This is a genomic window from Burkholderia sp. 10_S31 (genome assembly GCF_056930375.1).
In genome coordinates this window covers 1,733,509-1,751,248 of sequence record NZ_JBXOWK010000003.1, presented here as the reverse complement: position 1 = coordinate 1,751,248, position 17,740 = coordinate 1,733,509, and the positions used below count along the sequence as shown (strand labels likewise).

18 protein-coding genes are annotated in these 17,740 nt (G+C 61.3%); 7 read left to right on the top strand and 11 right to left on the bottom strand.

The window, feature by feature from the left end:
• The first annotated feature begins 191 nt into the window (after positions 1-191).
• The 4 genes from phaC (at position 192) to phaR (ending at position 4,888) form a co-directional block, all read left to right on the top strand.
• A complete protein-coding gene (gene phaC, locus AC1Z3W_RS28295) occupies positions 192-2,066 on the top strand; it encodes a class I poly(R)-hydroxyalkanoic acid synthase (RefSeq protein ID WP_483508984.1) in 1,875 nt (624 codons plus the stop codon).
• Between the two features lie 99 nt (positions 2,067-2,165).
• Positions 2,166-3,347, top strand: coding sequence for an acetyl-CoA C-acetyltransferase (locus tag AC1Z3W_RS28290; protein ID WP_483508983.1), 1,182 nt, complete (start codon positions 2,166-2,168; stop codon positions 3,345-3,347).
• A gap of 115 nt (positions 3,348-3,462) precedes the next feature.
• The gene (locus AC1Z3W_RS28285; RefSeq protein ID WP_057925235.1) at positions 3,463-4,203 is read left to right on the top strand and encodes a 3-ketoacyl-ACP reductase; all 741 of its coding nucleotides are present in this window, start codon (positions 3,463-3,465) and stop codon (positions 4,201-4,203) included.
• 118 nt (positions 4,204-4,321) lie between these two features.
• The gene (gene phaR, locus AC1Z3W_RS28280) at positions 4,322-4,888 is read left to right on the top strand and encodes a polyhydroxyalkanoate synthesis repressor PhaR (RefSeq protein ID WP_012363978.1); all 567 of its coding nucleotides are present in this window, start codon (positions 4,322-4,324) and stop codon (positions 4,886-4,888) included.
• A 626-nt stretch (positions 4,889-5,514) separates the two neighbouring features.
• Here phaR and AC1Z3W_RS28275 read toward each other — a convergent pair.
• Positions 5,515-5,766, bottom strand: coding sequence for a hypothetical protein (locus AC1Z3W_RS28275; protein WP_047900820.1), 252 nt, complete (start codon positions 5,764-5,766; stop codon positions 5,515-5,517).
• Between the two features lie 482 nt (positions 5,767-6,248).
• Here AC1Z3W_RS28275 and AC1Z3W_RS28270 point away from each other — a divergent pair, with 482 nt between their 5' ends.
• Positions 6,249-7,517, top strand: a complete 1,269-nt coding sequence (locus AC1Z3W_RS28270; protein ID WP_483508982.1) for an AAA family ATPase — start codon at positions 6,249-6,251, stop codon at positions 7,515-7,517.
• Positions 7,518-7,519: 2 nt separating this feature from the next.
• Entirely contained in the window at positions 7,520-8,143 is a 624-nt protein-coding gene (locus AC1Z3W_RS28265) for an RloB family protein (protein ID WP_483508981.1), read from the top strand.
• 611 nt (positions 8,144-8,754) lie between these two features.
• Here the strand turns inward: AC1Z3W_RS28265 and AC1Z3W_RS28260 are convergent.
• The 3 genes from AC1Z3W_RS28260 to AC1Z3W_RS28250 form a co-directional block, all read right to left on the bottom strand.
• Positions 8,755-9,927: a YaaC family protein gene (locus tag AC1Z3W_RS28260; protein ID WP_483508980.1), complete on the bottom strand. Its 1,173-nt coding sequence runs from the start codon at positions 9,925-9,927 to the stop codon at positions 8,755-8,757.
• 185 nt (positions 9,928-10,112) lie between these two features.
• Positions 10,113-10,394: a hypothetical protein gene (locus AC1Z3W_RS28255; RefSeq protein ID WP_483508979.1), complete on the bottom strand. Its 282-nt coding sequence runs from the start codon at positions 10,392-10,394 to the stop codon at positions 10,113-10,115.
• Positions 10,391-11,074: a hypothetical protein gene (locus tag AC1Z3W_RS28250; RefSeq protein ID WP_483508978.1), complete on the bottom strand. Its 684-nt coding sequence runs from the start codon at positions 11,072-11,074 to the stop codon at positions 10,391-10,393. The genes AC1Z3W_RS28255 and AC1Z3W_RS28250 overlap by 4 nt, the downstream gene beginning before the upstream one ends.
• 32 nt (positions 11,075-11,106) lie before the next feature.
• Between AC1Z3W_RS28250 and AC1Z3W_RS28245 the strand changes: the two genes are divergently transcribed.
• Positions 11,107-11,349 (top strand): hypothetical protein, encoded by a 243-nt coding sequence (locus AC1Z3W_RS28245; protein ID WP_483508977.1) that lies wholly within the window; start codon positions 11,107-11,109, stop codon positions 11,347-11,349.
• Positions 11,350-11,354: 5 nt separating this feature from the next.
• Here AC1Z3W_RS28245 and AC1Z3W_RS28240 read toward each other — a convergent pair whose 3' ends face one another.
• From AC1Z3W_RS28240 to AC1Z3W_RS28210, 7 genes are all read right to left on the bottom strand, one after another.
• Entirely contained in the window at positions 11,355-11,699 is a 345-nt protein-coding gene (locus AC1Z3W_RS28240) for a hypothetical protein (RefSeq protein WP_483508976.1), read from the bottom strand.
• Positions 11,696-12,148 carry a zinc-finger-containing protein gene (locus AC1Z3W_RS28235; RefSeq protein WP_483508975.1) on the bottom strand — a complete coding sequence of 151 codons (453 nt, stop codon included), beginning with the start codon at positions 12,146-12,148 and terminating at the stop codon, positions 11,696-11,698. Before AC1Z3W_RS28235 ends, AC1Z3W_RS28240 begins: the two co-directional genes overlap by 4 nt.
• A 149-nt stretch (positions 12,149-12,297) precedes the next feature.
• Complete coding sequence (locus AC1Z3W_RS28230) at positions 12,298-14,046, bottom strand: AAA family ATPase (protein WP_483508974.1); 1,749 nt, start codon at positions 14,044-14,046, stop codon at positions 12,298-12,300.
• Positions 14,043-14,930, bottom strand: a complete 888-nt coding sequence (locus AC1Z3W_RS28225) for a DNA translocase FtsK (protein ID WP_483508972.1) — start codon at positions 14,928-14,930, stop codon at positions 14,043-14,045. The genes AC1Z3W_RS28230 and AC1Z3W_RS28225 overlap by 4 nt, the downstream gene beginning before the upstream one ends.
• Before the next feature lie 27 nt (positions 14,931-14,957).
• Positions 14,958-16,250, bottom strand: a complete 1,293-nt coding sequence (locus tag AC1Z3W_RS28220; RefSeq protein WP_483508971.1) for a recombinase family protein — start codon at positions 16,248-16,250, stop codon at positions 14,958-14,960.
• A 14-nt stretch (positions 16,251-16,264) separates the two neighbouring features.
• Positions 16,265-17,077: a RecB family exonuclease gene (locus AC1Z3W_RS28215; protein WP_483508970.1), complete on the bottom strand. Its 813-nt coding sequence runs from the start codon at positions 17,075-17,077 to the stop codon at positions 16,265-16,267.
• Positions 17,074-17,544, bottom strand: coding sequence for an HNH endonuclease signature motif containing protein (locus AC1Z3W_RS28210; protein ID WP_483508968.1), 471 nt, complete (start codon positions 17,542-17,544; stop codon positions 17,074-17,076). Before AC1Z3W_RS28210 ends, AC1Z3W_RS28215 begins: the two co-directional genes overlap by 4 nt.
• Positions 17,545-17,740 lie beyond the last annotated feature (196 nt).

The following is a 17,740-nucleotide window of genomic DNA, read 5'->3' as shown; positions in this document are numbered from 1 at the left end:
ATCTCCGAGCGGAAATGTTCAGTGGTTTGACGCAGTGCTTCACATGGGGAAAACGATAATGATAAAAATACCGCACTGCGGCAGAATCTGGAGACGCCTCTCCAGAGCATGACGGCCCGGCTCGCAGCCGGCACGCCGCGCGCGAGCAGGATTTCACGATTGACGCTCACGAATCACCGGTAAGGCAGGTAATGACAGCATCGAAAAATTCGTCGACGTCCGCTCAGACGGACACTTCCGCAGGCAGCACCGGATTCGGCCAGGCTACCCAGCCGATGCAGCAGATGTTCGAGGCATGGCTGAACGCATGGCGCGGTTTCGCCGATCCGGCACGTGCCGCCACGACGGCAACCCCCGCGAATCCGTTCGCCGCATTCCAGTTCCCGACATCGATTCCGTTTCAGATGCCGTCGATGCCCGACCTGGGCAGCTTTGGCGGCCTGGCATCGCCGTTCGCGGGGCTGAAGCTGCCGGTCGCCGCGATCCCGCCCGAACGGCTCCAGAAGTTGCAGGCCGACTATGCGCGCGACTGCATGACGCTGATGCAGCAGTCCGCGGCCGCGAAGCTCGAGTCGCCCGAACTGAAGGACCGCCGCTTCAGCGCGGATGCGTGGAAGGCGTCGCCTGCGCATGCGTTCGCGGCTGCGTGGTATCTGCTCAACGCGCGCTACCTGCAGGAACTGGCCGACGCGCTCGAGACCGATCCGAAGACGCGCGAACGCATCCGTTTCTCCGTCCAGCAATGGACGGCCGCCGCCGCGCCGAGCAACTTCCTCGCGCTCAATCCCGATGCCCAGAAATCGATCCTCGAGACGCAGGGCGAAAGCCTGCGGCAGGGGATGATGAACCTGCTCGGCGACATGCAGCGCGGCAAAATTTCGCAGACCGACGAATCGCAGTTCGTGGTCGGCAAGAACCTCGGGTGTACCGAAGGCGCGGTCGTCTACGAGAACGACCTGATCCAGCTGATCCAGTACACGCCGAAGACGGACAAGGTGTTCGAGCGGCCGCTCCTGATCGTGCCGCCGTGCATCAACAAATTCTACATCCTCGACCTGCAGCCCGAGAATTCGCTCGTCGCACATGCGCTGTCGAACGGCCATCAGGTGTTCCTCGTGTCGTGGCGCAACGCCGATGCGTCGGTCGCGCACAAGACGTGGGACGACTACATGAACGAAGGGCTGCTCGCGGCGATCGACGCCGTGCAGCAGGTCAGCGGCCGCGAGCAGATCAACACGCTCGGCTTCTGCGTCGGCGGCACGATGCTCGCGACCGCGTTGTCGGTGCTCGCCGCGCGCGGCGAACATCCGGCCGCGTCGATGACGCTGCTGACCGCGATGCTCGACTTCTCCGACACCGGCATCCTCGACGTGTTCGTCGACGAGGCGCACGTGCAGATGCGCGAGCAGACCATCGGCGGCAAGAACGGCGCGGCACCGGGGCTGATGCGCGGCGTCGAGTTCGCGAACACGTTCTCGTTCCTGCGGCCGAACGATCTCGTGTGGAACTACGTCGTCGACAACTACCTGAAGGGCCGCACGCCTGCCGCGTTCGACCTGCTGTACTGGAACAGCGACTCGACAAGCCTGCCGGGTCCGATGTACGCGTGGTACCTGCGCAATACCTATCTCGAGAACAAGCTCCGCGTCCCGGGCGCGCTGACCGTGTGCGGCGAATCCGTCGACCTGTCGCGCATCGACGTGCCGACCTTCATCTACGGGTCGCGCGAGGATCACATCGTGCCGTGGCAGACGGCCTACGCGTCGACGTCGATCCTGACGGGCCCGCTGAAGTTCGTGCTCGGCGCGTCGGGTCACATCGCGGGCGTGATCAATCCGCCGGCGAAGAAGAAGCGCAGCTACTGGGTCAACGACAACGACCTGCCCGAATCCGCGGACGCCTGGTTTGCCGGCGCGTCCGAGCAGCCGGGCAGCTGGTGGACGACGTGGGTCGAGTGGCTCGATCAATATGGCGGCCGCAAGGTGGCGCCGCCCGCCAAGGCCGGTTCCGCGCAGTTCCCTGTGATCGAGCCGGCGCCGGGCCGCTACGTGTTGCAGCGCGATTGACGAAAACCGGACAGCGGCGCACGCTGTCCGGTGCACCGCAGTTTTTTTAACAGGGCCGGTAGCGATGCGCCGTGTCGTGCGGGCCCGGAGGAAACGGAAATGACGGACGTAGTGATCGTATCGGCCGCGCGGACCGCGGTCGGCAAATTCGGCGGCTCGCTCGCGAAGGTCGCGGCACCGGAGCTGGGCGCGACGGTGATTCGCGCGGTGCTGGAGCGCGCGGGCATGAAGCCCGAGCAGGTGAGCGAAGTGATCATGGGCCAGGTGCTGACGGCGGGCTCGGGGCAGAACCCGGCGCGCCAGTCGCTGATCAAGGCCGGCCTGCCGAGCGCGGTGCCGGGCATGACGATCAACAAGGTGTGCGGTTCGGGCCTGAAGGCCGTGATGCTGGCGGCGAACGCGATCATGGCGGGCGATGCCGACATCGTGATCGCGGGCGGCCAGGAAAACATGAGCGCGTCGCCGCACGTGCTGCCGGGCTCGCGCGACGGGTTCCGGATGGGTGACGCGAAGCTGGTCGACACGATGATCGTCGACGGTCTGTGGGACGTGTACAACCAGTACCACATGGGCATCACGGCGGAGAACGTCGCGAAGGAATACGGAATCACGCGCGAGGAGCAGGATGCGTTCGCGGCGCTGTCGCAGAACAAGGCGGAAGCGGCGCAGAAGGCCGGGCGCTTCAACGACGAGATCGTGCCGGTGGCGATTCCGCAACGCAAGGGCGAGCCGCTGCAGTTCGCGACGGACGAGTTCGTGCGTCACGGCGTGACGGCGGAATCGCTGGCGGGCCTGAAGCCGGCGTTCTCGAAGGACGGCTCGGTGACGGCGGCGAACGCGTCGGGCCTGAACGATGGCGCGGCGGCGGTGCTGGTGATGTCGGCGCAGAAGGCGGCGGCACTCGGCCTGACGCCGCTTGCGCGGATCAAGGCGTACGCGAACGCGGGCGTGGATCCGAGCGTGATGGGCATGGGTCCGGTACCGGCATCGCGCCGCTGCCTGGAACGTGCGGGCTGGACGCCGGGCGACCTGGACCTGATGGAAATCAACGAGGCCTTCGCGGCGCAGGCGCTGGCGGTGCACAAGCAGATGGGCTGGGACACGTCGAAGGTGAACGTGAACGGCGGGGCGATCGCGATCGGCCACCCGATCGGCGCGTCGGGCTGCCGGATCCTGGTGACGCTGCTGCACGAGATGGTCAAGCGCGACGCGAAGCGCGGGCTGGCGTCGCTGTGCATTGGCGGCGGGATGGGTGTCGCACTCGCGGTCGAACGTCCGTAACCGGCCGTCACCGCCAAACCAATCCGGGCGCCGGCCGATTGCGGCTTCGGCCAGCGCTACGTGAAGTCAGAGGGGCCTCCGGCAGCTCTCGAAACCAAAAAATGGAGTGAGATTTATGTCTCAGCGAATTGCATACGTAACGGGCGGGATGGGCGGCATCGGCACCAGCATCTGCCAGCGTCTGTCGAAGGACGGCTTCAAGGTGGTCGCGGGTTGCGGCCCGAACTCGCCGCGCCGGGTGAAATGGATCGAGGACCAGAAGGCGCTCGGCTACGATTTCATCGCGTCGGAAGGCAACGTCGGCGACTGGGAATCGACCAAGACGGCGTTCGACAAGGTCAAGGCCGAAGTCGGCGAGATCGACGTGCTGGTCAACAACGCGGGCATCACGCGCGACGTCGTGTTCCGCAAGATGACGCATGAAGACTGGACGGCCGTGATCGACACCAACCTGACGAGCCTGTTCAACGTGACGAAGCAGGTGATCGACGGGATGGTCGAGCGCGGCTGGGGCCGGATCATCAACATTTCGTCGGTGAACGGCCAGAAGGGGCAATTCGGCCAGACGAACTACTCGACCGCGAAGGCCGGCATCCACGGCTTCACGATGTCGCTCGCGCAGGAAGTCGCAACGAAGGGCGTGACGGTCAACACCGTGTCGCCCGGCTACATCGGCACCGACATGGTGAAGGCGATCCGTCCGGACGTGCTCGAGAAGATCGTCGCGACGATCCCGGTGCGTCGTCTCGGCGGGCCGGAGGAAATCGGTTCGATCGTCGCGTGGCTCGCGTCGAACGATTCCGGCTTCGCGACGGGCGCCGACTTCTCGCTGAACGGCGGCCTGCACATGGGCTGAACGTCCGGCTGTGCGGGCCGGGTCGGCCGCGCAGCCTGGCGTTTCCGAAGGCCCCCGCCTCCCGGATCCGGGAGGCGGGGATTTGTCACTTGCGCTACGCTGCATTCAAAGGCGTTACATGACTACTACAAAGAAAACGGCCGAGCGGCTCATCAAGAAGTACCCGAACCGCCGGCTCTACGATACCGAGACGAGCACGTACATCACGCTGACCGACGTCAAGCAGCTCGTGCTGGAACAGGAGGACTTCAAGGTCGTCGATGCGAAATCCAACGAAGACCTGACGCGCAGCATCCTGCTGCAGATCATCCTCGAAGAAGAGAGCGGCGGCGTACCGATGTTCTCGTCGTCGATGCTGTCGCAGATCATTCGTTTCTACGGTCATGCGATGCAGGGCATGATGGGCACGTACCTGGAAAAGAACATCCAGGCGTTCATCGACATCCAGAACAAGCTTGCCGATCAGTCGAAGAACCTCTACGAAGGCAACGCGATGAATCCGGAAGTCTGGTCGCAGTTCATGAACATGCAGGCGCCGATGATGCAAGGGATGATGACGAGCTACATCGAGCAGTCGAAGAACATGTTCGTGCAGATGCAGGAGCAGATGCAGAACCAGGCGAAGTCGATGTTCAGCACGTTCCCGTTCAAGCAACCGGGCGCGACGGAGCCGGAGAAGAAGTAACGCTTTCGCGGCAGGCCGGCCGCGGCGGCGCGAGCCGCCGGACGGTCGGTGCCGCGACGTGCGGCGATGCGATACGGCCGATCGTGTGCGCTCGCACGACGATGGCTGACGGTCCGCTGCCGCAAGAATTCGCCGACGGTCGTTCTTGATCGTCGGCACCGAATGCCCGTGCCTTCGCGCGCGTGAGGCGGGCATGACCGAAGTCCGGTCGATCGAATTCCAGACAAGCAGTGAAACGCAACCGGGACGTGTCGCACCTGGCGGGCGCGCGCTCGTGCCGGTCGCGTGCCGCGAAGCGCATGCGGGTGCGTGCGACAACGGCGGCGCGCAATCGGGATGGATGCGTGCGGGAGTGTCCGGTGACGATAGCTGCGCGGCGGCGCCGGGAGCCGGGTTGCCGCAACTCGATGCGGAAATGTGGCCGGTCGGCGGCGGGGGCGATGCGGTGTGGGTGTGGTTCGAGCGGTGTCTGACTGCTGCGAAGTTTCCGTGCGCGCGGGGTTGGATTCGCATTGGCCCGCTTCGGCGGGCTTTTTGATGCTCCCGTTACGGGAGCGTTTTCGCACAAGGCGGTCCGGACGTTTGCGAACGCCCGCGGCGACGCCGGCGTTGCCGGACCCGATGGTTCACAGTGCCGGGAATCCCTGCTCGTCGTCGTGCGGCGGCAGATCGAGCACGAGCTTGACGGCACTGTAGTTGGCCTTGAGCGAAAACACGCGGCCGATCACGAGAAACGTCTGCCGCGAATTCTCGAGTTCGACGAAGTCACCGGGTTGCGGCACATGGGCGCCCTGGTCATAGGAAAAGCTGGTGCTGGTCTGCTCGCCGATGGTTTCGGCGGCGTGCTCGGTGAATTCGATCGTGATGTGGGTGGTCATGCGAACCCCGTTGGGTAATTGATGAGAGCGGATGTCGGGATTTTCGCATAGCGGCGGGGCGGAGCCGGGGCAATCGTCGTGCAGTGATGCGTGGCGATCGTATCGGTCGTTTCATCGCCGTCGGCCGGAAAGGGTCCGATCCGCAGTTCGTGGCGGCCCGATGCGATCGCATGCGCTGCATATTGAGGGCGCCATCGGCGAGCTCTCGACCGCTGGTTTTGCCTCGCTGACCCATAAATAGCTGTAAACTCACGCTTTTGCCGCCACGCCCCCACATTCCAGATGTCCCAGTCCCCCAAAGTAGGCTTTGTCAGCCTCGGGTGCCCGTAACAGAGCAGAAATATACCAGTGGAAGACTGGCGCGTCGCTGGATCAGGGGGCTCAACATCCTAGGATGATCCGAAGTGCAGAATTTTTGCAGTTGTAGCGCGAACGGGCTACCATAGACCCTACGTTCAAGCATCCAACTGCGGAATTTCTGCATGTTAATCGAATTTTCAGTGTCAAATTTTCGCTCGTTCCGCGAGCGCCAAACTTTCCAGATGACCGCCTCTCCCCGGTTGGGTAAGAAGGAGAACACCTTTGAGGCAGTGGTCATTGGAGAAAAGTTGCCCCGATTGCTGAAAGTCGCAGCAATCTACGGTGGCAACGCATCGGGAAAGACCAGTTTGTTGAAAGCGATGGGGATTTCCGCAAAGTTGACCTCAAGCACGACCGCATCATCGACTTGGGGGCAATTGCCGGTTAGTCCATTTCGGTTCGATCCTGAGCTCCTGGATAAGCCAAGTGAGTTTGAATGGCACTTCATTGCCGAGAAATGCAGATATCAATACAAAATTGCAGGGACGCAGAGTCGAATTTTTGAAGAGATTCTGATCGCCTATCCGAGAGGAAAGGAATCACTCTTGTACAAAAGAACGGTTCGCGACGGTATCGATTTTTACGAATTTGGCTCGATATTTGAGGCCGACGAAGCATTGCGCTCGGTTTGGCAGCGTTTGACGGGTCCGCGAACTGCTTTTATTGTCCAGGCTGTCGCAAATAGCAGCGAGGAACTCCGGCAACTTCGAGCGCCGTTGAATTGGCTGCAAACGGGGTTGCTCGCCATCGATGATGGACTTGATACATTTTCGAATATCGGAAGAAATCTCGCAGCTGATAGAAGTTGGGCTTCGTCGATCAGTACTTTTTTGCAGGAGATTGATGTTCCTGTAACGGATATTCATTTCGAAAAAAATAAAAACGTCACTAAAGGCGCTGAGTCAGTATCAGTTCCTCCTGCCGATTCAAGTGAATTGTTGGAAGAACCGGGGAAGACGACTTTTACTCATGAAACCAGATTGGGGTCTGCAAAATTCGATTTTTCTGAAGAATCGAAAGGAACTCGAAATCTTGTTGGTGTTTTTGTTCCGTGGCAGTTTTTGCAATTATCTGCGGACCAAGGTAGAGGATTCAGAACGCTCGTTATTGACGAGTTCGATGCAAGCTTGCATCCACTTATTGTTGAAGATCTCGTTAAGAAGCAAATAAAATCTGAGGCTTGCACGCAGCTTATATTTACAACCCACGATACTCATTTGATGAGCTCAAGGCTGTTGAGGCGAGATCAGTTCTGGCTGACGGACAGAAACGCCAATGGAGCTACACGATTGGGGTCAATCCACGACTACGCTGGTAGGGAGGGTGAGGATGTGGAGCGGCGCTACTTTGAGGGGTTGTATCGTGGATTGCCGATTCGACGTAGGGGCTAAATATGGGACGCTCCGCTCAGTCGTTTGGTCGGTCAGAAAAACCAAAAAAAAATCCCCCTAAAATATTGGTAATTTGTGAGGATAAAAAATCTGGTAAACGCTATATTCAGGATGCTGCACATCATTTCCGTGTAGATGTTGTGGTGGAGGTGGCTCATGTCGGCAAGACGGACCCAAAGGGAATCGTCGAGGAGGCTGTGAGGCAATTGAAAAAATATGATCGTGTATTTTGTGCGATTGATCGTGATACGCACGAAACCTGGGATCAGGCACTTGGAATTGTGAAGGAGATTGAGAAGATTTCTGTAATAGGATCATTTCCATGTCTGGAGTTTTGGTTTATATTACATTTCAATAAAAATAGAAAACCATATGCAAAAGAGGGTAAGAAGTCTCCTGGCGAATGCTGTGTCGGGGATTTGAAGAAGTGCAAAGATATGGATGGATATGCTAAAGGCGAGGATGTGAGTATATTCAAAAATCTTCTTCCTAATCTTCCGGTTGCTCGAGTTAATTCTCTGCGAGTACTTCAAGAGGCTGAGAGGGACAACGAATTTAATCCGAGTACTCGAATGCATGAGCTAATCGATTTCTTTGAGCAGTTGGAGAAGGAATTCGATAATTGAGGGTAGGCGAAAACGGAGCGTAGGCGCCGTTTTTTTATATAAAGATGGGTTTCGATAGCACCCTAAGGTGCCCGCTACCGATTAGGAAATTTCGATATGATCTGATCGCCACGTCCCACACAGTCTGCATGACGTTCGGGCCCGACTCGATGATCTAGCCCTGCATATCGATTACCGCGAGCGTTGCCGGTTTGCCGTCCGGTGTCGTAATGCTCAACCCCTGAAAGGTGATGACGCTAATCGTGCTGGTGTTCGGCGCGACCATCTACAGGCCCAGCTGTTCGATCGAGGAGTGTCAACATGTTCGCCGGAAAGCGGCACATTCTGGCGTGCTATTTACGTTTGAGACTCGGGATCTTTTCGTAAAGCGTCTCAATGCGGGTCTTAGAATTTTGTCCGTAGTGAAGCTCGCGGTGGCAATTTGGACATACGGCTACCGCGTTTCCGATGCTCAATGCCATTCTCGGCGAGCTTTCTGACGCGATGGAACTCAAAATACGGATGCCCGAGCGTCACTGACATACTATTGCGGACGATGGATGCGAATGTCGCGACGCATCCGAGATCAGAACAAGGTCGTTGACTCGAAAGAACCTTGATGTCGTTTCTGGCTACTCGTCCACGATCTGATAGCTTCTCAATAGTTCCGACAATATTAATAGTGGAAGTCTTTCAAGTGCATGGGAGCATAATTCGTCAATCGCCATTGATAGCGGGGAGTTTCTTTCAATGTGCTTTAACCATATATCGGGGTAATATCGTGCGAAATTCCCGCAAATATGGAGGGCGCAGTAGAGGAATCCAAATTCACCCAAATTCAATCCAGAGCAGGAGAAGTAGAAGAAATCTTTATTGAGGGTGGTGGAGCTGGGATAGCTCATATGAATTGGTCCGGTGCTTTGATAGCTGACAATATATCCAGATGGCAACTCTTGAAATGTCATGATATTCACAGCTTCAGGAGCGAGCTCTACGAGGTCACCAAATTTTTCAATTAGATCTTGTCGGGATGGATGTATTATCAGTTCGGTTGTCGGGGGAGGGTATGGTGCATCTCTTGCTAGTAAAAATGTATTTGAAATACTCGCTCGAATAAAATTGGGGGGTGCGCCGAAAGTTTTTAGTAAGTCCCCCATGTATGGCAATTCCTGCAAGCAATCGAAAAGCGAGATTCCGGACCTGGGAAGTTCTGGCGGCGGTACATCACCTGGAATGAGTATCACACCGTAACCTTTTTGATTCGCACTGGTTTCTGGAAAGTACGTGGTGTGTTTGCCTGCCACAGGATATTCTCTCGCCGATCTTCTCCATACTTCAAACGTGCCTTTGAGGGCACCGGATATATCCCGCTGAGGTTTTGCAATCAAAAACGACGACGAATCTTTGAGGCAATCTTCTGTTTTTGGTGTTGCGCGAACGCCGAGTTGTAATCCGTGGCAATTGTTCTCCTCCCGTAACTTCGGAAGGCGGCTGTCCCCGGACTGCTTTAATAATATCTCTGAAAGTGCCATCGACATCGTGGAGTAGTAGAGAAGTACTGGCTTGGTTGCCAATGAAACTCCTGTTGCAGCATCAAAATACTCTCGTGCTTGGGAAAGGCAATATTTTATTTGTTCGGCTTGGCTTTTTGCGTTGGATCGATTGCTTCTGTCATCAAGTGGAATGTCATGAAGTTTGCAAATCAAATCTGAAGTGAGTTGTATGTTTTGAAACTGGGATATTCTTGACCAGCAATATTGAGCAATGTCTCGCGACCTGATCAAATTTATAGAATTTATTATCATCTATAACCCCGCTTGGGTTGGTCTCTATTTTATTTTGATTGCAGTCCGGTGGGGTATCCCGTGCATTGATGTCGCACCGAACGCGCTCTGGGTACATGTTCAGTAGCAAGTTCTGGTTTGATATCGCACTTGAGTGGGCTACGTCAATCCTTGCAATCTCGAAGGAGCGATCGGAGCCCATGTTGTCAAGTGTTTGCGGGTTTCGACAACACGCGAAGGTGTCCGTTACCGATCAGAAAGTTTCGATATGACCTGATCGCCACCTCCCACACGGCGCGGACGACGCTCGGGCCGGAATCGATGATCCGGCCTTGCATGTCGATCACCGCGAGCGTTGCCGGCTCGCCGTTCGGCGTCGTGATGCTCAACCCCTGAAAGCTGACCGCGCTGATCGTGCTGGAGATCGGGGCCACAACCGGTAGGTCGGCCGCCGGCGCGCTGGCGTTCGGTTGGTTCTTCTTCGTCATTGCTCGTGGCCTCCCACTCGTTTGAATTCCACCACCCACACCCACGGGTTCACGTCCCAACCGTGGCCGTTCGCGGCGTTGATGCTGTCCCAAAGGCATTGAAACGACCCGCGGGCGCTCTCGGTGCCTTCGCCGTTGTCGTACTCGTAGGCCCCGGCAAACGTGCCTTCCGCCACGGCGTCGTGCTCGGTGATGGACTGCACGCGCTCGACCCGCGCGCCGATCACATCGAGCAGCGTTCGAGTGGCGGCGCGCGGCATGAAGATCGACGGCCTGTGCCACCAGGCAGGCGTGCTGCTGTGGTGATGGCGCGCGGCGGTCGGCGTCGGGTCTTCGTACTGGTAGCGCCGGTCCATTTCCGCCGTCAGGTCGACGAAGTGCCATTTATCGCGCCCCTTCTTCTCGCTGTATCGCGTTTCCCATCGCCCATAGGCGAAGAACGTTTCGCGTACCCAGAAGCGATCGCCGGGCATACCGAGCGGGCAAGCGAGCTCGTCGACGGTGCACCAGCCCGGGCCGGCGAGATCATGAAGGTCACCGGTCGCCTCTCCGCGTGCCGAGCCGTTGACGTACCAGCCGAGCCCGGCCGGCACCTTAAAAATTCGGCGCGTCTGCGTCTTGTTGCCGTCAAGAATCGCGCGCACCATGGCTCCGTTGAACAAGATAGGTTTTTCAATCACGTTGTCTTCCACATGCTGATTTGGAGGCCGCGATGGCGCGCACGCTCATTGACGCGAACGATCTGCTGACGCTGATTAATGAACATCTGGAGACGTTGGACGTGTGTCGAAACTTGCACGTCAGTGCAATCGTCGCGGATCCGAAACGCACGCACGGTGGCAACTGGACGACGAGCGGGTTGCGTCGATCTGGCGACGACAATGACCAGATCGAGTGCGAAGAAGCAATCACTGACTTCATGGCCGGCCTGCAGGCGCAATACGACATTCGATAGCGGCGTCATCGCGACCTCGCCGTCATGCAGAGCGCGGCGAGCTCGCGGTTCGCGCTGTCGTAGCCGGTAAGCGTCGATCGCCAGTCCGGCGCGTAGGCCGGCCCGGCTACTGACGTCGACTCACGCAGCGCGACCTCCGCGTCGGTCGGTCGGACGTAGGCCGGGCAGAGGCGTTCGCCGTGTCGTCGCGCGCCGCGCGTCAGGCGGCCGGATTCGACGAGCTCTTCGAGCAACGGTTTCATCTGCGCGACGTTGATGCGGAACTTGCTGGCGACCGTGCTGGCTTCGTACTTGGTGCCGGCGGACATACGCGCGAGGATCTGGTCGGGGGTGGGGCGGCGTATGGTCATGCTGCCTCCCATGCGTTGCAGATTTCGACGACGCGGATGCACGTCGCCACGTCAAGCCAGCCGATGTGGCATTCCTCGTGGTTCTCGATGCCGAGCTGCTCGGCTAGCCAGGCGTAGGCGTCGGTGCGTGATGCGATGGCGCCGGATTCCCAGAGCGGGTTGAACGCCGCTTTCGCGCGCTTGCGCGCCTCGCGCGTGGGCGCATCGGCCAACGTGCCGAGCGGAATACCGGTGAACGAATGCATGCCGACGTACGCGCGGCAGGTGCGGCACAGGAAGGCCCATGGCCAGTTGCCGTACTCGCGGCCGTAGATCTCGGCGTTACTCACGATTTCGACTGGGCCGTCGTCGTAGTGGCAGGTGGTCGGTTGCGGAAGGGGATTCTTCACGCGCGCGGTCGCGCGGCGCGAGGGATTCCAGGGAGTTTTTTTCGTCTGAGTCGGTTGCATGTCGGTTCCGAAAAAACGGGCGCTGTACGAGCCGCCCCGAATGCGCCGCGCAATCCGAGGCACGGAAGGCGCGCGGCGGTGAGCAATAAAAAGCGGGCGCTCGTGCGGGCCGCCCCAAACCGCCACGCGCGTGCGCAGCGGCGACCAGATCAGGAGGCGGCCGGCTCGCCGGCGTGCACGGGGGTGACGCAGCTGTTCTCGATCCAGAACGCCTCGATGCTTTCGGGCAGCGCCTTGGGCGGAGCCTTCAGGCTCATGAAAACGAGGGCGGTATCGATCTGGTTGGTGAACGCGAGGTCGTCGAGCCAGTAGAGCAGGCGGTCGCGTTCCTCCGCGATCAGCAGGTCGGCTCGATCGAGGACGAGCAGCCGCAGGCCGGACAGCAGCGTGATCGCGGCCGCGAGGTGCGCGTCGGCGCGCCAGCGCTCCGATTCGGACAGCAAGCCGTAGGGGCGACCACCCGCGACGACGGACATGTCGGCATTGACGCGCACGTGCGCCCACTCGCTCATTTCAGCGAGATCCGCGAGCTTCTCGTTCATCGGCCCGAGCGCTTCGTTCAGCAGCTCGGCGGGGATGCCGTCGGGCCCGAGTGCTTCCGCGATGCGGTCCCATTCCGTGACGTCGCTGTGGTGCACCTGCGCCTTCTTCGCCACTTCAGCGGCGGCCGCCGCGCGACGCTGCCGTTCGCGCGCTGCGTCGACTTCGGCGGCAACCTTTCCGCCGCGCTCGTTCAGTTCCGCCAGGCGCGCGCGCATGCCGTCGATTTCCGCCGTCGACACGAAGTCGACCTGTTCGGCCTCCAGCAGCTTGAGCTGCTTCGCTGCCTGGTCGGCGGCATCGAGGTCCGCGCGGCGGTTCGCGGCGGCACGCTGGAGCATGGCGAGGCTTTTCTCGTGGTCGGGCAGTCGTGCGACGGCATCTGCGTCGACCGCCGCCGGGCCGGCGGCGGTCAGCACGCCGCGCAGGTAGCGCAGCAGTGCGCCGCACGCCGGGCACGCGCATTCGATGCCGGCCGGCGCTGCGCCGGCGGCCGCGCGCAGCGCTTCGACCTTCGGCAGAAATTCCTGCACCTGCGCGTCGGCATGCTCGAGCGACGCGGCGCGCTTCGTGTACTGCTCCGCGACAACGCGCAGCTCGGATATCTTCGACGCGCGCGTGTTGGCGGCCGTGCGGCTCGCCTCGGCCGCGCCGATCTGCTCGCGCACATCGCCAATCTCGCCGTCGATCGCATCGAGCTCGCTTTCGAGCTTGATCGTTGCGGCCTCGTCGAATTCGACCGCCTCGGGCCGCCACGTCGCCGCCTTCTGGCTGCCGTACGTCTCGCCCGTGACCGCCTTCCATGCCGCGCGCGCGGCCTTGGTGCGCTCGGTTGCGTCTCGCTGCGCCGCGTCGAAGCCCGCGCGCAGCAGCGGCGTGATTACCTGCAGCCGCGCGGCGCCGCCCGCCGGTAGCGTTTTGTCGTAGCCAAGCCGCGCGACGAGCAGCTGGCGCATTTCCTCGTGGCCGACCTTCACGCCCATCAAGTCGTAGAGGAACGCGCGGCGGTCGGCCGGCGCGAGACGCGCGAAGCGCTGCGCGTCCAGCACGAGCGACATGCGTGCGTCGTCCGGTAGTCCGCGCGCGAGCTTTCCGCCTGGGAGGCTGATCGTGTTGTGCGCGTCGCCGGACGCGACCGTGATCTGGCCGCCTGTCGCGCCTTCGTTCAGTAGCACGCCAAATTCCTTCTTCAGCTGGACGCGGGTCGCGTCCCCGGTCAGTGCCAGGCGCACTGCTTCCTCCATGCTGCTCTTGCCGGCGCCGTTTGCGCCGCCGAATAGCCCGACGGGCTTGTCGAGCGTGATGTCGGCCTCGCGCACGCCGAGGAAGTTGCGCACGAAAATGCTCGTGATCTTCATGCCGCGTCTCCCTTGGTTTCGGCCGACTTCAGCACCGTGCGCTGTCCCTTGTCGTTCTCCGTGCTGACGACGCCGCGCTTTTCGAGCGCCTCGACCAGCTGCGCGGCGCGGTTGTAGCCGATCCGGAAATGGCGCTGGATGAGGGACACCGACACGCGCTGCTTCGCGATCACGAACGCTTCGACCTCGCCGATCAGCGGGTCGTCGTCCGTCTGCTCGTCGTGCCAGTCTTTCCAGCCCTTCACCCACGCGATGCACAGCTCGCCGGCCATGATCGGGCAGTCGGTTTCCGCGCTGCCGGCCTCGGCCGCCGCGCGGCCCGCCTGGTACTGCTCGTCGATCTGTGCCTGCGTCGGGCCGTCGCCGAGCCGCGGGACTTCCTTGAACTCAGCGTCGACGATGTCGCTGTCGTCGGCCGGCGGCCCGTTCATGCCGTCGCCGTCCTCGTCGGTGTACTCGCGCCCGAGATCGAGGCCGCGCTGATCCGTTTCGCCGCGCACCTCGTCCATGCCTTCGGTGTGCTCGCCCGGGTTGGCCACGACGACCAGCACGGTCTTACCGCTGGCGTCGTACAGCTCGTGCAGGTTCGTCGCGTGCGCGCCGAACTTCACGACCGCCTTGACTCCGTCCTTGATGGTGATCTGGTCAAGATCGCCCTGCACGACGATGCGGCCGTCGCTCGCGATCAGGTGCACGGCCATCTTCACGCTGGTGTCGACGCGCTTGCGCAGTCGGTCGATCACGTCGTTTTGCTTCTTCTCGCTCAGCTTCACCCACACGTCGGGCAGCATTTTCAATTCGAGGACGAGGGCCGACAGCAGGTCGCGGCCGATCGTGCCGGCGGTCATGTTGAGGACGTTCTTCGCGTCGTTGTTCTCGGTCATGGTCGAATCCTTGTGATGGTTGGCGGGTTACTCGGCGCCGAGCGGCGTGCGCGGCCGGCGCTGCGCGCTGGTGCGCTGCTGTTGCTGGCGTTGCTGCTGCGCCTGCTCGTCGGCGGCCGCGGTGATGGCCCGCATGCGTGCGGAGGCGGCCGCGTTGAGATCTGCCTTGATTGCTTCGTCGGTGACGCCGGAAATCGCGCTGCGCGCGAGGTCTAGATCTTCGGCGGTGGCGGCGACCGCGATGTCCTCGCGGATGCCCTGTACGAGGCCGGACTCGTCGAACCCGAACCCGCTTTGTTGCCCGTCGTCGGCCGGCTGGCTTGTGCTGTTGTCATGGGATACCTGCGTGCTGACGGGCGGTTCGCTGGCAGCAGCAGATGCGGCGGCGGTGCGCGGCTGGCGCACGGTCTGCGACGGATCACGCGCTGCGTCGTATGCGCCGTTCTGCCAACCCGGCTGTGGATTGGCCGGCGCGCCGGCGCGCGGCACCTCGTCAGCGGGCTGGGCTCGGCCGCCGCCGCGCATTTCGTCGAGCGTCGTGCGGTTCACTGAATAGGAGCCGTCCGGGTTGACGTCGACGATATCGGCGGCTTCCTCTACGGTGGTCAGGCCCATCAGCAGTTCGGGCGCATACAGCTTTCCGAAGAACGACGCGGTGCGGTAGCGCAGCATCACCTCGGGCATGGTCTGCCACTTGCTACCGTTCTTCGTGAACCAGCCTTCCTTGACGGCCAGCTCGATCGACACGGGCGGCGACTCCAGGCGCGTTTCGCTGCCGCGCTCGAGCGCCCACGCGACGCAGACCATGTCGTCGATTTCGACGTCCTGCTTGCGCTCTTCACGTACGCGCCGGCCGTTGTTTCCGTCTTTCCACTCGAAGAACGTGTAGGCGACGGCCTTCCGTCCGAGCTTCTGAATGTCGAAGCGGAGCGGCGAGAAGCGGCCGCATCCGTTGATCGCGGCGATGATCCACTGCGACGACCACGACGGCCGGCCTTCGACGATGTACAGGTTCTGCATGACCATCAGCGGATCTGCGTTCATCCGCTGCGCCATGTTGAGCGCGACGACGGCGTTCGCGAGCGCGTTCGGGTTCTCGCGCGACTCGGTGACGTTGCCCCACTTATCCGTCTTTTCGATCACCTGGCGGTATGCGACCGGAACAAGCGTCGACGACGCGAGCAGCTTCGCCGCGCGCTGCATCAGCTCGAACGACTGCAGCGAACCGAAGCCCGGCGCGACGGCCGGCAAACTGGCCTCGCGCGGCTGCGGCGTGCGCACGGCTTCGAGGGTGGTCGGTGCGTTGGTAGATGCGGTCATAGTGGCCTCGTCGATCAGTCGTGGAAGATGCAGGTGGCGTAGCGCGGGCAGTACTTCTCCGCGCACAGGAGGGATTTCGGGTTGGGGTAGAAGTCGCCCGAGCGGAACATGTCGGCGGCGAACTGGATCAGGCCGGGCATGTCTTCGGTGCCGACCATCACGCGCTTCGCGTTCTTGACGGGCGCGGTCGCGATTTCGAGCGTGCCCTTCGTCTTGAGCCCGATGATTTCGGCGGCGTCGCCGATGGTGTCGTTCGTCGAGTGCTCGTAGAGCAGCTCGTACGTGCCGACCTGCGGGCCGTGCCCCTTTGTGACTGCGGCGCCTTTCTGTACGGCCGACGATCCGCTCTTGAGGTCGGCAATGCCGACGCCGAGTGCCGAGCGGCGTACGCGCGCGCGGTCCATCGTGCCCGTAAGCCGGACGACAATCCCGTTGCCGCAGTCAATTTCCAGCGGCTTCGTTTCCATCTCGACCGCGACGAAGTCGTATTGCGGCGAGACTTCGAGGCAGTACTTCGTCAGCAGCGTCAGGCCGACACGCTCGGCCTCTGGAACTGTCAGCTCGTCGGCGACCGGGTTGTACTCGTTCTCGGGGTCGTGCAGCTTGTCGACGAACACGCCGGCAGCATCGTCGACGGTCAGGCCGCTGCCGTCGATTCGGGCCTGATCGAATACGGCCGTGCCCGCGTGGATCGCAGTGCCGAGCGCGGCGCGCAGGCCGACGACATTCGGCAGCTTCAGGAGGTGGATGCCTTCCCACCTGTAACTGCAATCAAAAAGTGCTCCCCAACTGGACGCACGAACGGTGTAAACAGAGGGCGTGCTCATCGTTGACCTCCGAAGCCAGGACGGGAGACGGGGGCGAACTCGGGCCATGCGGGTGAGTTCGAGAGGCGATGGTGCAGCGCGACGTGGTATTCGTGCGTGCAGATCAGCAGGTTGGCCGGGCGGTTGTCGGCCCTGTTGCCGTTGATGTGATGGACGATTTCGGTGCGTCGGTTGCCGCGACCGAAGTTGCGCAGTGACCGGCCGAGTGCGCGCTCGCCCACGAGTACGTGCTCGTACTGGCGCTTGTTCGCCCCCAGCAGGACAACGGCATATCCCTGGCTGGTGCGCGTGCGATTTCCGATTGCCGCTGCTGTTTTTGCGGCGGCGGCATGGGCGGTGCCATGTCCCTTGATGTACTTCAGCGGCTGGCCCTTGACCCAGCCCTTCGAGCGATCATTGACCGGTGCGAGCCGCGTTGGTTGCCCGCATCCGCACTGACAGAGCGCGGGGGTTATTTCAATTTTCATAGAGGACTCCGTAGTAAATGGAATGGGTATCTGGCGACGTGGCGGATCGGGTTACTGCAGGCGTGCCTGACCGATCAGGTACGCGACGAAAAGGACGGCGCCGACCGGCGCGCCGTAGAACAGCATCCAGAACGTTGCGGCGAGCGCGCGGCGATTGCGCGGCATCGCTGCGCGAAGCAGGGCGTTATCAGGGGCC

Coding starts and splice junctions, on each gene's coding strand:
- phaC (WP_483508984.1), top strand. CDS start 192: ATGACAGCATCGAAAAATTCGTCGACGTCCGCTCAGACGGACACTTCC.
- AC1Z3W_RS28290 (WP_483508983.1), top strand. CDS start 2,166: ATGACGGACGTAGTGATCGTATCGGCCGCGCGGACCGCGGTCGGCAAA.
- AC1Z3W_RS28285 (WP_057925235.1), top strand. CDS start 3,463: ATGTCTCAGCGAATTGCATACGTAACGGGCGGGATGGGCGGCATCGGC.
- phaR (WP_012363978.1), top strand. CDS start 4,322: ATGACTACTACAAAGAAAACGGCCGAGCGGCTCATCAAGAAGTACCCG.
- AC1Z3W_RS28275 (WP_047900820.1), bottom strand. CDS start 5,766: ATGACCACCCACATCACGATCGAATTCACCGAGCACGCCGCCGAAACC.
- AC1Z3W_RS28270 (WP_483508982.1), top strand. CDS start 6,249: ATGTTAATCGAATTTTCAGTGTCAAATTTTCGCTCGTTCCGCGAGCGC.
- AC1Z3W_RS28265 (WP_483508981.1), top strand. CDS start 7,520: ATGGGACGCTCCGCTCAGTCGTTTGGTCGGTCAGAAAAACCAAAAAAA.
- AC1Z3W_RS28260 (WP_483508980.1), bottom strand. CDS start 9,927: ATGATAATAAATTCTATAAATTTGATCAGGTCGCGAGACATTGCTCAA.
- AC1Z3W_RS28255 (WP_483508979.1), bottom strand. CDS start 10,394: ATGACGAAGAAGAACCAACCGAACGCCAGCGCGCCGGCGGCCGACCTA.
- AC1Z3W_RS28245 (WP_483508977.1), top strand. CDS start 11,107: ATGGCGCGCACGCTCATTGACGCGAACGATCTGCTGACGCTGATTAAT.
- AC1Z3W_RS28240 (WP_483508976.1), bottom strand. CDS start 11,699: ATGACCATACGCCGCCCCACCCCCGACCAGATCCTCGCGCGTATGTCC.
- AC1Z3W_RS28235 (WP_483508975.1), bottom strand. CDS start 12,148: ATGCAACCGACTCAGACGAAAAAAACTCCCTGGAATCCCTCGCGCCGC.
- AC1Z3W_RS28230 (WP_483508974.1), bottom strand. CDS start 14,046: ATGAAGATCACGAGCATTTTCGTGCGCAACTTCCTCGGCGTGCGCGAG.
- AC1Z3W_RS28225 (WP_483508972.1), bottom strand. CDS start 14,930: ATGACCGAGAACAACGACGCGAAGAACGTCCTCAACATGACCGCCGGC.
- AC1Z3W_RS28220 (WP_483508971.1), bottom strand. CDS start 16,250: ATGACCGCATCTACCAACGCACCGACCACCCTCGAAGCCGTGCGCACG.
- AC1Z3W_RS28215 (WP_483508970.1), bottom strand. CDS start 17,077: ATGAGCACGCCCTCTGTTTACACCGTTCGTGCGTCCAGTTGGGGAGCA.
- AC1Z3W_RS28210 (WP_483508968.1), bottom strand. CDS start 17,544: ATGAAAATTGAAATAACCCCCGCGCTCTGTCAGTGCGGATGCGGGCAA.